The sequence below is a fragment of the Pseudomonas bananamidigenes genome (genome assembly GCF_001679645.1).
Classification (GTDB): Bacteria; Pseudomonadota; Gammaproteobacteria; order Pseudomonadales; family Pseudomonadaceae; genus Aquipseudomonas; species Aquipseudomonas bananamidigenes.
Genome location: NZ_LRUN01000057.1, coordinates 83,231 through 96,903, shown reverse-complemented (window position 1 = coordinate 96,903; position 13,673 = coordinate 83,231). Strand labels below are relative to the sequence as shown.

Below are 13,673 nucleotides of genomic sequence, written 5' to 3'. Positions count from 1 at the left end.
GGGCTTGCCCGCGAAAGCGTCGGGTCGTTCAGCAACGGGCTCGGACTTGCCAATCTCCTCACCCGGAACACGTCCATTCCGTCGGTAGTGCTGGATGGATCAAGACGGCCATCCACCACAAACCAGAACGGGAGCCGAGGGGCTCCCGTTCTGGCTTCCCGGTCTCCCGGGCTTACTCGGTAATCTTCCCGAAGTTCCGATAGAACATGTCGTCTTCGCGGCTGTCGGTCATGGAGTGCAACTGGAAGCTGCGGTTGAGTCTCGCACCACCGTCACGGGTCAGTGGCGCCCAGACCAGGTTGGCCCGGCGCATGGTCGACATGCTCATCATTTCGTCGAACGGAATCGACAGATAGATGCCCTTGTCGAAACTACCTTCGCCGTATTCCGCACTGCCCGCCGTGGTGATGGTCGCCCAGGCCCCGAAACGCACGCCGTTGGAAAACTCTCGCGAGATATCCAGCGTGCCGCCAAAGTCGCCCGCCAGATAACGCCCGACGCTGACTGCCGCAAGCGTTTCGTAAGGCAGGTCGGTGTAGCCGGTGATATGGCCGGTCAGCACCGAATAGTCGCGCAAGCCGAAGCCTTGATCGAATTCGCGCTGACGCACGTAGTTCAGGTCCGCGCCGATCGCCCAGCGCTCGCCGGTCGGACGGAACAGCACCTCGCCTCCGACCCCGGCAAACATCGACTCCAGATAACCGCCGTAGACCATGCCGTACAGATCCTTGTCCAATTGTTCGGCGTGGCTGACCTGAAATAACGGCATGGTGGTGTCGGAGGTGGTCAGGTACTGGCGCAAGTCCGTACGCACACGCGGCAAGCCGCTGGGTGCATCGTATTTGAACTTGTCGAAGTTGTTCGCCAGGTTCTGGCTGAGCATGCCGCTCCACCAGGTGTTGCGGTTGAAGCGGAATTCGGCGTCGAGGTCGGCGCTGAATTGATAGAGCAAGCCGTCCGGGCCGCCGACGTTCTGTTTGAAGCCCAGGCCGGCGCCGTAGCTGAAGTGCTGCAACGGCTGGGTGTAGAGCGTCTTCTCGTTGTGCGGCATCGCCGGGTTGACCTCGGTGGTGCGGTGCAACGCCTGCAGCGGCTCCTCGTTGTTGATCACTTCGCGGAAGGTCTGGCGCGGCACGCTGGTTTCTTCCAGCGGCAGGTCGTAGCGCTTGTTCACCAGGGTGAACCAGTCGATATCGTCGTTGACGCTGTTGTCCAGCACCCGGCTCGCACGGCCCACCGCCTTGGAGGAATGGAAGTAGCGCTGCTGCTCGCCGTACACGATCAATTCGGAATCACGCTGGGCGATGCGCTCGACCCGGTAACCGGCATTCTGTTGCAGGCGCTGCGAAACGTTGGCCCAATCGACCTGATCTATCGACGTGGTCGGTGCCTTGGCCGGCAGTGGTTCCGGTGGCGGATCGAAAGTCTTGGCCGGTGCCTTGCGGCTGACGAAGTTGGTGTGGAACGTGACGCCGAACATCGCGGTGTTGCCCCGCTCCCATGCCGCGCTGACGTCGAGGGCGTCCGTCACCTTGAACACTGCGCCGAAGTTGATCGGTGAGTCCTGCTTGATCACGTTGTCCTTCGGTTCGTGCTTGTAGTCGTTGCCTTCGTATTCGAGCTTCAGGCTCAGGCGATCCCAAGGCGTCTGGTAACTCACGCCGCCGAAGAACGAGGGCTGGCCGCGAAAGTACGAACCGGCGTTGACGTCACCGGTGCCCTCAAGGGCCGGTCGGGACTTGAAGCGGTCGTCGAGATAACCGAACGGGTTGTCGATGTCGCCGCGATTGCCGATGTAACCCCAGGCAATACCGGCGCTGAAATCCAGGTTGTCGAAGCGCTTGTTGGCCACCAGGAATTCACTGGCGAACAAACCCGTACCACCCACGTCCCGGAAGCCCAAAGAAACGTCGGGGGCCCAATGGGTTTCCTCCCAGAGCCGGACTTTGACGTCGACCGCCTTGTCCTTGTAGCTCTGGTTGCCGCTCATCGACTCCGGGCCGTACGGGCGGTTGGTGATGGCGGTGTAGCGAAACGAACCTTCGAGCCAGTCCAGCGGCTGCAACGAAACGCTGTAGCGGCTGTAAGGCTCGGTGCGGTTGGCGTTGACGCTCAACTCGCCGGCCGGGGCCATGCGTGCGGTGGGCGTCTGCAACAGACCGGTGCCACCGAAGTCACCCTGGGTAATACGCGGCTCGGCATGGGCCAGGCCGCACGGCAATAACAACACAGCTGCAAAACGCAAATTCAACGAACCACCTCAGCCAACTGCGTGGCAATCAATTCGGCCAACTGCTGATTCAGTTCAGGGATGGGCGGATCCAGATCATCGTTTTTCAACGGCACCAGAATCTTGCTGCCGGCAACGGGAAACTGCCCGCTCTCACGGTTCCAGTGGGCAATGCCGACGCGCCGTGAAACGCCGTTGGGCTGGATCAGCCACAGGTAATCGGCGTCGGCATCGTCTTCCAACACATGGCAATCGCTCAGGTATTCACGCGCTTCGAGCAACGACTGATAAGGCAAACGGCACGGTTCGGCGACGGCCCCCAGCACTTCGACTTCATTGATGCGCGGCGGGTAGATCAGGCGATCACCATCGTCCAGACGAATGTTGCGGGCGAAGCCGACTTCCAGCGCCACCGGATCCAGATCGGCGATCTGGCGCCCGGTGACCGGCATCTTCTGTACGTCCTGCGCCACGCGCACGGCGAGTGCTTTGCGGCTGGGTCGATCGAACAGATCGGCCATGCGCTGCAAGATATCCAGGTCGAACAGCACGCCGACCTTGAGCCGGGTCTGCTCTTCCAGCAGCGACTGACGCAGCAATACACCCGCCAGCCAGTACCCCTCGGCATTCGGCACCGCAACGCTGATCACATCGGTCAGGCGACCACCCGGCGGCAAGTCCACCGGCCCGGGATTGGCGACATCACCGGTGACAGTGACCGCTGCCTGACTTGCACCGGCGAGCACCATCAAGCACACAGAAAGAACCCTCAGACGCTTCATGGCGCATGCCTGCGTTCAGGGGTCAGCTGCACGATCTTCACCCGTAATTGCGAGGTCAGTTGCTGCTCGCTCTGCACAATGAAACCGTCCACCGGATCGACCCAGTAACGGTTGGTCGTCCGCAGGCCGATGGCCGGGACGTCGATACGCTCATCGACACGCAGCACGGCATATTCCTTGTTGAGAATCTTCAGGGTTTCCATGGATTTGCGGGTGAAGCGGCTGTTGACGATCAGCCCGACTTCCTGGCCCTTGTAGAGATCGATCCAGCGCTGGCTGGTGTGGCCATCGGCAACGTTCTGCAGACCGTGCCTGAACGGTGAGGCATCGGACAGCCGAGTGCCGTCCAGATCACCCTCCACGCCCAGGCCGACGCTGCGCACCGCAAGACCGTCGCGCAACAAAAGCACTTGCTTGCCCGACGCGACCCAGAACTGCAGGTCCTCGCGCTCCCGCACCAGCGCCAGCACCCCGGAACCGGACGGCGTGGTCAGTTTGATCTGGGGATAATTGACCTCGGCCACCTGAGCCGGCGTCACGTCGATATCATCCGGGCCGACCACCGCCGACTTGAGGTTGGTCACCGAAGCGACCATCAGCGGATTACAGCCACACAGCAACAAGGCCGCCATCAGGCAGACGCCAACTTTCAGGATGTTCACAGGCGGGCCTTATTTGCTGTTGTTGGTGAATTCGCTCCAGTTCTTCGCAGCGGAAGCGCCCGTGCCGACAATCGATGCCGACGGCACCAACTGGCTGATCAGACGGTTCCAGCGAGTCACGTTGGCAGGCCCTACATAAACGACGTCCTGGGGGCGCACTTCGAAGTGCGTCGCGAGGACCATGGCGGTCGGCGATTCGGCCTCCAGTTGATAGATTTTCGCCGGCTCCACATCGAGGTTTTCCACCCCGCGAATGACGTACACGGCGTTGCCGTTGGCGGTGGTCTGGCTCAGGCCGCCGACCGAGCCGAGCACGTCGGACAGGTTCATCGTCGCCGTCTTGAAGCTCAGGGCGCGCGGCTGATTGACCTCGCCCATCACGTAGATGCGCTTGTTGTCGTTGTACGGCAGGTACAGTTTGTCGCCACCCTGGAGGTAGACGTTCTGCAACTCGGAATCCTGTTGATTGAGGGTATCCAGATTCAGCGGATAAACCCGCCCGTTGCGCGTCAGCAACAGCCCGGACAAGTCGGCATTGTTGGTGTCGATGCCCGCCGAACCGAGGGCTTCGACCACGCTCAGCGGGTTGGTGGAAATCGCTTGCGGACCAGCCTTGGCGACCGCGCCAGTGACCACGACTTTCTGGCTGGCAAAACGCAGCACGGCGACGTCCACTTGCGGCTCGGCGATAAAGGCCGACAGCCGTCGTTCGATATCGTCGCGCAGTTGCTGGATGGTCCGGCCTGCGGCCTGGACTTCCTTGATATACGGGTAATACAGCGTGCCATCGGAGCGCACCAGACGGCCGTTGGCGTCGATCTGTTGCTGCGCACCCGACGGAGCGGTCAGCTCGGGGTGATCCCACACGGTGATGTAGAGCACGTCGTTATTGCCGATGCGGTATTCGGCCGGCGTCGCCAGCAGCTCCTGCGGCACCGACTCACGCTTCTGGGTGGCCCGGTTCATGGAGATCAGCTTGGGCGTGATCGGAATCAGCTCGACCCGGCTGCTTTCGCTGGCGCCCTGGCGGGTGATGTCAAAGGTACTCAGGTGCTGACCGGGGGAAAACATGCAACCTTGCAAAGCGAGACTTGCCAACATTAAAAGAGAAAACCTACGAGTCATAATGGCACTACGCTATTCAAGGGCGAATCCAAAAACAAAGTCACCCGACTTTCGTCGGGCGACCCTGTACTGCTCCAACAGATACTTCAGTTAGTTGTGCGTGCCGGTTGTACCCGTGGTACCGGTAGTACCCGTTGTACCGCCGTTGGCACTTCCACCACTGTTGGACGCCGCTACGGCACTGGCAACCATTGCAGTACTGGCAGCAGGCGCTGTAGAAGCCGCGACACTGCCCGATACATTGGTTACCGCTGTAAGCGGCGCTTCAGCTGCGGATGCCCAGTTGCTCAACATCGTCAACAAGGCAATCGCCATCACTTTTTTCATATCGACTCCTTTCTAACATTGCACCGGTACTGCGGGTGTTCCGTTAGAGGTGGTTGAGTTCAAGTCGCCAATAGCGCGAACAAGAGCCGTCGTTCTTTCACAGTCATACGCAACTGATAAAAGTCGTACGGCAGGTTTATATCTACGGACTTGCAAAAGGCATTGCCAGTGTAATTTCCCGACGATATCTAACAACCTGACCGAAAATAACATTGGACTAAAAGGCCATCATTCCAGATAGCCTTTGGGGTGATTCGATTGCCAGCGCCAGCTGTCGGTGACCATGTCCTGCAAGTTGCGGGTGGCTTTCCAGCCCAGTTCCTTTTGCGCTTTGGAAGCGTCCGCCCAACTTTCGGCGATGTCGCCCGAACGCCGTGGCATCACCCGATAAGGCACGGGTTTTCCGCACGCCTGTTCGAAGGCTCGCAGCACCTGCATCACGCTGTAGCCGTCACCGGTGCCGAGGTTCCAGGTATGAATGCCGGTGCGCCCGGCGATGGCCTGCAACGCCTTCAGGTGCCCGTCCGCCAGGTCCACGACGTGGATGTAGTCGCGTACGCCCGTGCCGTCGACCGTGGGGTAATCGTCGCCGAAGATCGACAACTCCTCCAGGCTGCCGACCGCCACCTGGCTGATGTAAGGCACCAGATTATTGGGGATGCCGTTCGGGTCTTCGCCCATGTGGCCGCTGTCATGGGCGCCGATCGGGTTGAAGTAGCGCAGCAGCGCGATGCTCCAGCGCGGCTCGGCCCGGGCCAGGTCACGCAGCACGTTTTCGACGATCAGCTTGGACTGGCCGTAGGGATTGGTCGGGATGCCGGTGGGGAAATCCTCGCGGATCGGCATCTGTTCAGGTTCGCCGTACACCGTGGCCGAAGAGCTGAACACCAGACGGAAAACCCCTGCCGCCGCCATTGCCTGACACAGCGTGATGCTGCCGCTGACATTGGTTTCATAATATTCGAGCGGCTTGCGCACGCTTTCGCCCACGGCCTTGAGCCCGGCAAAATGCAACACGGCGTCAATGGCATGTTGCTGGAATATCCGGTCCAGCAATGCCCGGTCGCACACATCGCCGCGAATCATCAACGCACTTTTGCCGCAAATGGCCTCTATCGCATGCAAGGCCTTGTCGCTGCTGTTGCAAAGATTATCCAGAACGACAACTTCATGACCTGCTTCAAGCAATGCGAGTGTGGTGTGCGAGCCGATATATCCGGCGCCACCGGTTACCAGAATCTTCATAGCGCGGTCCGTAGTGGGAAAAAATGCCAACAGCGTGTCAAGCCTTGTTTATTTGATATGTGTCTTGCTTCACACAAACAAGGCGACAACAATCCAGAACAAAAACAGTTCCATCACCGGCCAACAATATTTTTAAAGGCCAAACTGTATTGCCCGGTATTTATTAGCACTCCCGCTGTTTCACCACTATCGACAGATACCGACTAAAAATAACTGTTATTTACCAGATCGACATCTAATAACATTACCCCGTTATAAATCATACAGGCATTGTCACTCACAACCTGACTCAGGTATTAAAGTACAGCTTCAACAACTTGCAACTTTAACTTATTGCAATGTCACCGTTGGCTGTAAGCCATGAATGTTCAGGAAACTTTCTATGATTCGTAAATGCTTGTTCCCCGCTGCCGGCTATGGCACGCGTTTCTTGCCGGCGACCAAAGCCATGCCCAAGGAGATGCTGCCGATCGTCAACAAACCGTTGATCGAGTATGCCGTTGAAGAGGCACGGGATGCCGGTCTGCAGCACATGGCGATCGTCACCGGCCGGGGCAAGCGTGCGCTGGAAGACCACTTCGACATCAGCTACGAACTCGAACATCAGATTCGCGGCACCGAAAAAGAGAAATTCCTCGCCGGCACCCGCGAGCTGATCGACACGTGCACCTTCTCGTACACCCGTCAGGTGGAAATGAAAGGCCTGGGCCACGCGATTCTCAGCGGGCGCCCGCTGATCGGCGACGAACCCTTCGCCGTGGTCCTGGCCGACGACCTGTGCCTGAACCTGGAAGGTGACGGCGTGCTCAGCCAGATGATCCAGCTCTACAAGAAATTCCGCTGTTCGATCGTGGCCATCCAGGAAGTCCCCCGCGACCAGACCCACAAGTACGGCGTGATCGCCGGCGAGGCGATTTCCGACGGCATCTACCGGGTCAACCACATGGTAGAAAAACCGGCACCGCAGGACGCTCCGTCCAACCTGGCGATCATCGGTCGCTACATCCTGACACCCGATATCTTCGACCTGATCGCCGACACCGAGCCTGGCAAGGGCGGGGAAATCCAGATCACCGACGCGCTGATGAAACAGGCGCAGAACGGTTGCGTGCTGGCCTACAAATTCAAGGGTCTGCGCTTTGACTGCGGTGACGCCGAGGGTTACCTGCAGGCCACCAACTTCTGCTACGACAACGTCTACCTCAAGGGCCGCTGAAAGGCGCCCGCTTATCTGCGACGAGGCAACCATGAACATTGCACAACATTCGACAGGCATTGAACGGGAGGTGGACAACCTCGGGGTGATGAGCTGGTTGTCTCGTCATCAGCCGTTGCCCAGCGCCAACGAGTCCTGGATAGGAACCATCCTGCTGGTGGAGCGGATCGGCATGTTTCCATCGTCCGGGGACATTCGCCGGCCGCTGCGAGATCCCTATCCCTTGCTCGCTCATCTGAAACGGATCTATGGCGAGCAGGCGCTGGAGGTCGACGACCGCGATGGCCTGAAGGTGATTCTCAGCGACTGGCGATTCCGTGTGCGCATCTGCTGCAACGAACCGGCGATCATCATCAATGTGGAAACCCGTTGCGTGACGCAATTGATGCCGCAAAAGACTGCGGAGCTTTTGAGTCACGTCGACGGCTTCGACAAGGACTGAGCCCCTATTCAGAGGCGGCACCGCAGGAAGTCCCGTCATTGCCGCCCGTGATCATCCGATAGAAGTAATCGGCAATCACCTTCCCTCCCGTGGCCGGTACCGGATGAATCTTGTCCGGACCGATCATCGCCGCCGCATAGCGTTTGACGTCCGTACCGAATGCGCACTGCAGATTGGCGTATCCCAGATGCTGCTCACGGGCCCAGGGCTCCAGCACCTGCGCATACGCCGACATCGGCCAGGTGCTGGAGCGCGTGGTGTCCTGGCGCATGATCAGGTTGACGCTCGCGGCCGGCTGAATCTCGCGGATCATCCCGACCAGCCCCTGGACGTTCTTCAGGTACTGCTCGGGCTTCACGCCAAACCCCTGATCGTTGCCGCCGAGCATGATCAGGTAGATGTCCGCCGGAATCTTCGACACCACCGCTTTCCATTGGGCCTGCCACTGACCATCGGCATGATAGAAGTCGCCGGACGCCGCGCCCGACGCCGCCAGTTTCGACACCCGCAAACCGGCCTGCTCGTTGCTCATCCACAGGCCGAACAGGGTTGGCACACCCTTTACCACTTCCAGCCGGAAGGACCAGTCCGTCGCGGCGGATGTACCTGACAACGGGACTTCCCGGACTCCCGCGCCGGAAAGGTTCAGCGGCTGCCAGTCCGACGAAGGCGACCAGCGATAGCGCAGTTCGCTGGATTCGCCGTTACCGAGGTACAGCAGCTTTGCCTGGGTGACGGCGGTGTTTATCGCTTCGCTCGGATGCGCATCGATCTGCAGCCATGCACCGGGCCGTCCCGTCACCGTTCGACTGTCGGGACTGGCCTGACCGAGGCCGGACACCTGCCAGTCGCCGCCGAAGTACTTTTCGCTGCTGCGGGTGTATTTGAAATGACTGCCGCCCAGGGCCGCGCCGTGGTTGAAACCGACGTATCCGGGGCCGGCGAAACCGACCTCGTCGACCAATCGTTGCACCAGTTTGTTGAGGTAATAATCCTGCCCGGCGCTGTAGCTGTCGCCGATCACCGAGACCGACAGCACCTTCCCGGCCTTGCCTTCGCGCCACTGGGCAAACCGCTGGCGAGCATCGCCGACTTCGACCACCGACGCCGCGACCGGCGCTGCGTCATCCACTGTAACCATCAAGCGCTTCCTTTAGCCGGGACCTGTGCCGCAGAGAGCTCCGTCGCCGGTTTTTTCGCCGCTGCGCGTTCACCCAGAAACAATACCGACGTGAAGTTGAAGCGGCTGAAGATCGCCGACAGCAACACCGGCCCGAGCAACCCGCACGCCACACCGCAGAACACCAGCACGCTTTCGTCCTTGATGCCCAGGCGCCCGAGCACCGAACGCGAGGTGGCGGCGAACAACACATGGAACAGGAAAATCGCGTAGGAGTAACCCCCGAGCCAGGTCAGCGCCTTCGAGCGCATGTCACTCGACAGCAGCGCGAAGCAGGACACACAGCCGACCGTCAGGCCGATCAGGCTGCGGCGATCGATGATCAGCTCGCGATCCAGTGCCGCGATGTACAACAGCGTCAGCGAAATCAGCACGAACACCACAGGGCCGACGACTTTGAACCGTTGCTTCAACGCGCTGACGTTCTCCTGACCGATCATCCCCGCCACGAAGAACGGCAACAGATAGGTCGCACCGTTGATGCCGAAAGCATCGAACTTGAACGGTGGCAGTAAAAACACCAGCGCCGAGAACCCGAACAGCAGGTACAAGCGTGTCGCCGAGCGCAGCAGACCGCGCCACTCCAGCAGGCCGACAAACATGAAAATGATGAACACCGCCTGCAGGAACCAGAAGTGGTTCACCGGCACGTAGAACGACAACAACGCATCGATCACCCCGACCTCTTTGTTCACGCCGGGTCCCACTGCCTGCAACACCGAGAACGGCACGCCGACGCAAAACAGCGGCACAATGAGCCGCCGTACCTTGCCGGTGAAGAACGCGGAAAAGTCGTTGCCGCGAATCTTGTAGATGGAATAGATGTAGCCCGAGATAAAGGTGAACAGCGGCATGCGCACGTACACCATGGAATCGGCGATCACCCGGAACGGCGAGCCGACATCGATCTTCAAACCGCCGCCCAGCGGGCCGATTACGTGGTAGAGCACCAGCAGCAGGCACGCGAGGCCGCGCAGGGTTTCGATCTCCAGGGACTTTTTCTTGCTCGACATAAAGCACCCGCCTCAATTCAGAATTCTTGATTCGACCCGCGCCGGTTTGTTCGCCCGCAGCATCAAGCCCAGACCCACGAACAACACCGGCACCACCATCGAGAAATGCCGGGCGAACGAACCGAAGTCCGGCTCGAACAAGCCCTGAACCAGCAGAAACGCCAGGGGAATCGCGATCAGTTCCTTGGGTTTGGTCTGGATCGGCGCCCCTTTGTAGTCGGTCGAGGTGATGACTTTGAACAACAGCACCGCGGTCATGATCATCAACGCCACGAAAATCACCTGACCCGGCCCGGACAGCAGGATCAACTCCACCGGAAACGACAGGCGGAAAAAGATGATCATCGAGTCCAGTGCCTGGGAGACGAAATCACTGCCACTGAGCCACGAAACGATCAGCGACTTGGAACCCTCCTCGCCCGCCGTGCGCAGTTCGTTGTTGCTGGCGCGAATCGACGACACCGGAAAACCCAGCGCCAGCTGGATCGCCATGGCCACCGCCAGGTAGAACAGGAACAACATCAGGAAGAAGGTCATGCGCGACACGTATTTCTTCATCATGCAGACACCGACCCAGGACAGCGAAAACAGGATCCAGTAGGGCCGGATCAGCACGCCGTAGATCGCCGCCGACAGGAAAAATCCGCCGCGATACTTGCGCGTCAGCGAGCTGAACAGAATGCTCAGCACCGCCACCGACACGATGATTTCCTTGGTCAGGTTCTCCAGGAAGAACGAACGCACCACGCCCCACAGACACAGGGTGCCGAAGATCGCCAGCGGCATGCGCCGGAACACCACGACCGGAATCGCCGTGAGGAAGAAATTGCAGAACATCCCGTAGGCCCAGGCGTTGGTCAGGTTGATCCCGGTGGGCCGCAGCAGGAACGCCGAACACTCGTAGGATGAGCGATCCGGCGAGAACGGGTTCCAGAAATTGCAGTTGTCGGCCCGGGCATAGGACGACCACAGGGTCATCGCATCCGGGCCGGGATCGCGCGGCACCAGCAGCGGCATGGCCACCGACAGAAACAGCCCGGTGAACAGAATCAGGAACGACAGCGAGGAATCGAGTCTCTTGCCGCGAAACTCGATGCACGGCAGTTTCAGGCCCATGACACGACAGCCTTTTTCATCCGTGTTGCGCGGGTCAGCAGCGCAATCACGCCGAGCTGCACAATGATCCCGAACACGTTGCCCCAGGCGGCGCCATAGATCGAATAATGCTTGATCAGCAGATAGCTGACCGGCACCGAAATCAGCAGACAGACCGCCGAACTGGCGAGGGAAACACGGCTGTTTTTCGACGCGATCAACCCGCCCCAGACGATGTCGCCAATGGCGCGCAGGGCGAAGGAAAAGATCAGTACGGCGAGGATTCCGTTGTCCGGACGAGGCACCGGCGCGCCGACCAGATCGAGCACGACGTTGAAGAACAGATAGATCAATACCGCCACGCCGGCCGACACCACCAATGAACGCGCAACCCATTTGTTCACGAACAATTGCCTGACCGTGAACGGCTGCTGATCGGCCTGATAACGCTTGGCGAGCAGCGGAATGCCGACCACCGCCACCACCGCGTAGGACAACGCCTGCAAGGTGTTGGCCGCCGACCAGGCGTACACGTAATTGCCAAGGCTGGCGTAGGGTTCCAGATCGATGATCAGAAAGCGTTCGGCGTACTGACTCAGGGCGATCAGGCCGGTGCCCAGATAGAACGGCAAGCCGGCTTTCCACACGGTCGCCGTCGCCAGCGTGCCCTCTTCCCGCCCGCGATGAACCTTCACCACAATCAGGTAACCGGCGACGATCACCAGCAGGTTGGCGATGACCCACAACCACAGCACGCTGGCGATCTCAGCGACCTGCCCGAGCATCATCCCGCCCACGGCCAGCAGCGCCCACAGTCCGGTCTTGATGAAGAACAGCAGCGCACCCGCCGTGGCTTTCTGCGCGGAGAACACGAACGAGTTGATCTCGAACGACAGGTGTTCGGTCAGCAGCACCAGGGTCACACAGGCGATCAATGCCGCCGTCGCTTCGACTTGCTGGAACAGCGAATAGATCAGCACCGTCAACCCTGACAACACCAGGCCGACCGTCAGATACAGCAGCAGAACCCGGTCGACCACACGTCTCGAACTGCCACCGACGCTGATCAGGCGATTGATCTCGGAGCTGAAACCGACGCTGTAGAACTTCGAGGCGATCAACGATGCGGCGACCACCACGCCGTAGAAACCCAGCGCCTCGTATCCCAGGTAACGAGTGATGGCGAGCACCAGCAGGAACTTGGCGCCCAGCGCTCCGCCCCGCAGCAACAGGCGAAATATCATCGAATGACGCCCTTGATGATCTCGTCCATGGCCACGGTTTTCGCTTCGATTTCACGACAGGTAGCGGTCAGGCGTTTTCCGAAATCCGAAAGCGCGTCCGGTGCATAGACCGTGTCGATGATGGTGTCGACATTGATGTCGCCGCCGTTGATCACCCAGTCCTCGACGCCCATGTCCTGATAGGCGCCGAAGCCTTTGCGCTCATAGCTGATGTGGTAAGCCGGCACGCCGGAAAGCAACGATTCGATCGCCCCGTGCAGGCGCACGGAAATCACCAGGTCCGGCTGATATCGGGCAATCGTGGCCTTCAATGAAAGCAGGTCTTCGGTGATGCCCAGTTCGCGGTAAAACGCGCCGTCATCGTTACCGCGCACCGCGCTTTGCACCGCACACACGACGTTGCTTTTTTCCTTCAGGCGTTGCAGCAGCACTTTCAGGTTGGCCACATAGGCGAGCTGCTTTTCCTTGCTCCATGCCGGCGGCTTGCGCAGCACCACGCACACAGTGGCCGGCGTCGAGGCGCATTGGGTGAACTTGGGCTGTTGCAGGATCTTGCCGGCCAGCGCCTGCACCGCGAGGTCCGGGGCGCGGTAGACGTTTTCACAGGCATCGAACAGCTTCGAGGAGCGGTTGTCACGCACGAACACCGCGTCGGCGCTGGCGTAATGCTCGACGATCCTGTCGCTGTCGCCATGGAACGGACCGATGCTTTGCGGCAGGTATACCGACGGAATCTTGCTGAGGATCGCCGTTTCCAGTTGCTTGGCATGGCCCAGTTTCAGCTTGATATGTTCGAAGGCGCTCTTGGAGCGCATGTAGCCGCCGCCGACGCCGACGATCAGGTCGGTTTTCTTCAGCAGATCCGCCAGCCCGGCGTAGGAGCGGTTGAGAAACATCGCCTGCTTGACCCGCCCCAGCCCCTTCGCGGCCATGACCGGCGCCTCGAAACGCGGGTGCGGCAAGTAGCTGAAGGAATCCGGATCGGAGGCCACGACATTGATCGAGGTGTCCTCGCCAAAGTTGCGCTGCACCAGCGCGATGGCCAGATCCACCAGCAGACCATCACCGGAATTGGAAGCACTGTAGCCATGCAAAATCGTTACGTTCATGAG

13 protein-coding genes are annotated in these 13,673 nt (G+C 59.9%); 2 read left to right on the top strand and 11 right to left on the bottom strand.

Annotated elements, in window-relative coordinates; genetic code table 11:
• Positions 1–172: 172 nt before the first annotated feature.
• From BBF94_RS20220 to galE, 6 genes are all read right to left on the bottom strand, one after another.
• Positions 173–2,251, bottom strand: coding sequence for a YjbH domain-containing protein (locus BBF94_RS20220; RefSeq protein WP_065260743.1), 2,079 nt, complete (start codon positions 2,249–2,251; stop codon positions 173–175).
• A complete protein-coding gene (locus tag BBF94_RS20215; RefSeq protein ID WP_065260742.1) occupies positions 2,248–3,012 on the bottom strand; it encodes a capsule biosynthesis GfcC family protein in 765 nt (254 codons plus the stop codon). The genes BBF94_RS20220 and BBF94_RS20215 overlap by 4 nt, the downstream gene beginning before the upstream one ends.
• On the bottom strand, positions 3,009–3,674 hold the full coding sequence (locus BBF94_RS20210) for a YjbF family lipoprotein (RefSeq protein ID WP_065260741.1): 666 nt from the start codon (positions 3,672–3,674) through the stop codon (positions 3,009–3,011). Before BBF94_RS20210 ends, BBF94_RS20215 begins: the two co-directional genes overlap by 4 nt.
• Positions 3,675–3,683: 9 nt before the next feature.
• Positions 3,684–4,799, bottom strand: a complete 1,116-nt coding sequence (locus BBF94_RS20205; protein ID WP_141676608.1) for a polysaccharide export protein — start codon at positions 4,797–4,799, stop codon at positions 3,684–3,686.
• Positions 4,800–4,889: 90 nt separating this feature from the next.
• On the bottom strand, positions 4,890–5,126 hold the full coding sequence (locus tag BBF94_RS27320) for a hypothetical protein (protein WP_003226528.1): 237 nt from the start codon (positions 5,124–5,126) through the stop codon (positions 4,890–4,892).
• A 228-nt stretch (positions 5,127–5,354) separates the two neighbouring features.
• Positions 5,355–6,371, bottom strand: a complete 1,017-nt coding sequence (galE, locus tag BBF94_RS20200; RefSeq protein ID WP_065260739.1) for a UDP-glucose 4-epimerase GalE — start codon at positions 6,369–6,371, stop codon at positions 5,355–5,357.
• A gap of 382 nt (positions 6,372–6,753) precedes the next feature.
• On the opposite strand from galE, the gene galU reads away from it, so the two are divergent.
• Together galU and BBF94_RS20190 are read left to right on the top strand one after the other, a co-directional pair.
• Complete coding sequence (gene galU, locus BBF94_RS20195) at positions 6,754–7,587, top strand: UTP--glucose-1-phosphate uridylyltransferase GalU (RefSeq protein ID WP_065260738.1); 834 nt, start codon at positions 6,754–6,756, stop codon at positions 7,585–7,587.
• 31 nt (positions 7,588–7,618) lie between these two features.
• The gene (locus BBF94_RS20190; RefSeq protein ID WP_065260737.1) at positions 7,619–8,029 is read left to right on the top strand and encodes a mannose-1-phosphate guanylyltransferase; all 411 of its coding nucleotides are present in this window, start codon (positions 7,619–7,621) and stop codon (positions 8,027–8,029) included.
• 4 nt (positions 8,030–8,033) lie between these two features.
• On the opposite strand, the gene BBF94_RS20185 is transcribed toward BBF94_RS20190, so the two are convergent.
• From BBF94_RS20185 to BBF94_RS20165, 5 genes are read right to left on the bottom strand one after another with little or no spacing between them, the layout of a single operon-like run.
• Positions 8,034–9,170, bottom strand: a complete 1,137-nt coding sequence (locus tag BBF94_RS20185; protein ID WP_065260736.1) for an SGNH/GDSL hydrolase family protein — start codon at positions 9,168–9,170, stop codon at positions 8,034–8,036.
• The gene (locus BBF94_RS20180) at positions 9,170–10,222 is read right to left on the bottom strand and encodes an acyltransferase family protein (RefSeq protein ID WP_065260735.1); all 1,053 of its coding nucleotides are present in this window, start codon (positions 10,220–10,222) and stop codon (positions 9,170–9,172) included. The genes BBF94_RS20185 and BBF94_RS20180 overlap by 1 nt, the downstream gene beginning before the upstream one ends.
• Positions 10,223–10,234: 12 nt before the next feature.
• Positions 10,235–11,338 (bottom strand): hypothetical protein, encoded by a 1,104-nt coding sequence (locus BBF94_RS20175; RefSeq protein ID WP_065260734.1) that lies wholly within the window; start codon positions 11,336–11,338, stop codon positions 10,235–10,237.
• Positions 11,329–12,561: an MATE family efflux transporter gene (locus BBF94_RS20170; RefSeq protein ID WP_065260733.1), complete on the bottom strand. Its 1,233-nt coding sequence runs from the start codon at positions 12,559–12,561 to the stop codon at positions 11,329–11,331. The genes BBF94_RS20175 and BBF94_RS20170 overlap by 10 nt, the downstream gene beginning before the upstream one ends.
• Entirely contained in the window at positions 12,558–13,670 is a 1,113-nt protein-coding gene (locus BBF94_RS20165) for a polysaccharide pyruvyl transferase family protein (RefSeq protein ID WP_065260732.1), read from the bottom strand. The genes BBF94_RS20170 and BBF94_RS20165 overlap by 4 nt, the downstream gene beginning before the upstream one ends.
• Positions 13,671–13,673 lie beyond the last annotated feature (3 nt).

Bases quoted from the DNA above. Each gene is read 5' to 3' on its own strand.
- BBF94_RS20215 (WP_065260742.1), bottom strand. From the start codon at position 3,012: ATGAAGCGTCTGAGGGTTCTTTCTGTGTGCTTGATGGTGCTCGCCGGT.
- BBF94_RS20205 (WP_141676608.1), bottom strand. From the start codon at position 4,799: ATGACTCGTAGGTTTTCTCTTTTAATGTTGGCAAGTCTCGCTTTGCAA.
- BBF94_RS27320 (WP_003226528.1), bottom strand. From the start codon at position 5,126: ATGAAAAAAGTGATGGCGATTGCCTTGTTGACGATGTTGAGCAACTGG.
- galE (WP_065260739.1), bottom strand. From the start codon at position 6,371: ATGAAGATTCTGGTAACCGGTGGCGCCGGATATATCGGCTCGCACACC.
- galU (WP_065260738.1), top strand. From the start codon at position 6,754: ATGATTCGTAAATGCTTGTTCCCCGCTGCCGGCTATGGCACGCGTTTC.
- BBF94_RS20190 (WP_065260737.1), top strand. From the start codon at position 7,619: ATGAACATTGCACAACATTCGACAGGCATTGAACGGGAGGTGGACAAC.
- BBF94_RS20185 (WP_065260736.1), bottom strand. From the start codon at position 9,170: ATGGTTACAGTGGATGACGCAGCGCCGGTCGCGGCGTCGGTGGTCGAA.
- BBF94_RS20180 (WP_065260735.1), bottom strand. From the start codon at position 10,222: ATGTCGAGCAAGAAAAAGTCCCTGGAGATCGAAACCCTGCGCGGCCTC.
- BBF94_RS20175 (WP_065260734.1), bottom strand. From the start codon at position 11,338: ATGGGCCTGAAACTGCCGTGCATCGAGTTTCGCGGCAAGAGACTCGAT.
- BBF94_RS20170 (WP_065260733.1), bottom strand. From the start codon at position 12,561: ATGATATTTCGCCTGTTGCTGCGGGGCGGAGCGCTGGGCGCCAAGTTC.
- BBF94_RS20165 (WP_065260732.1), bottom strand. From the start codon at position 13,670: ATGAACGTAACGATTTTGCATGGCTACAGTGCTTCCAATTCCGGTGAT.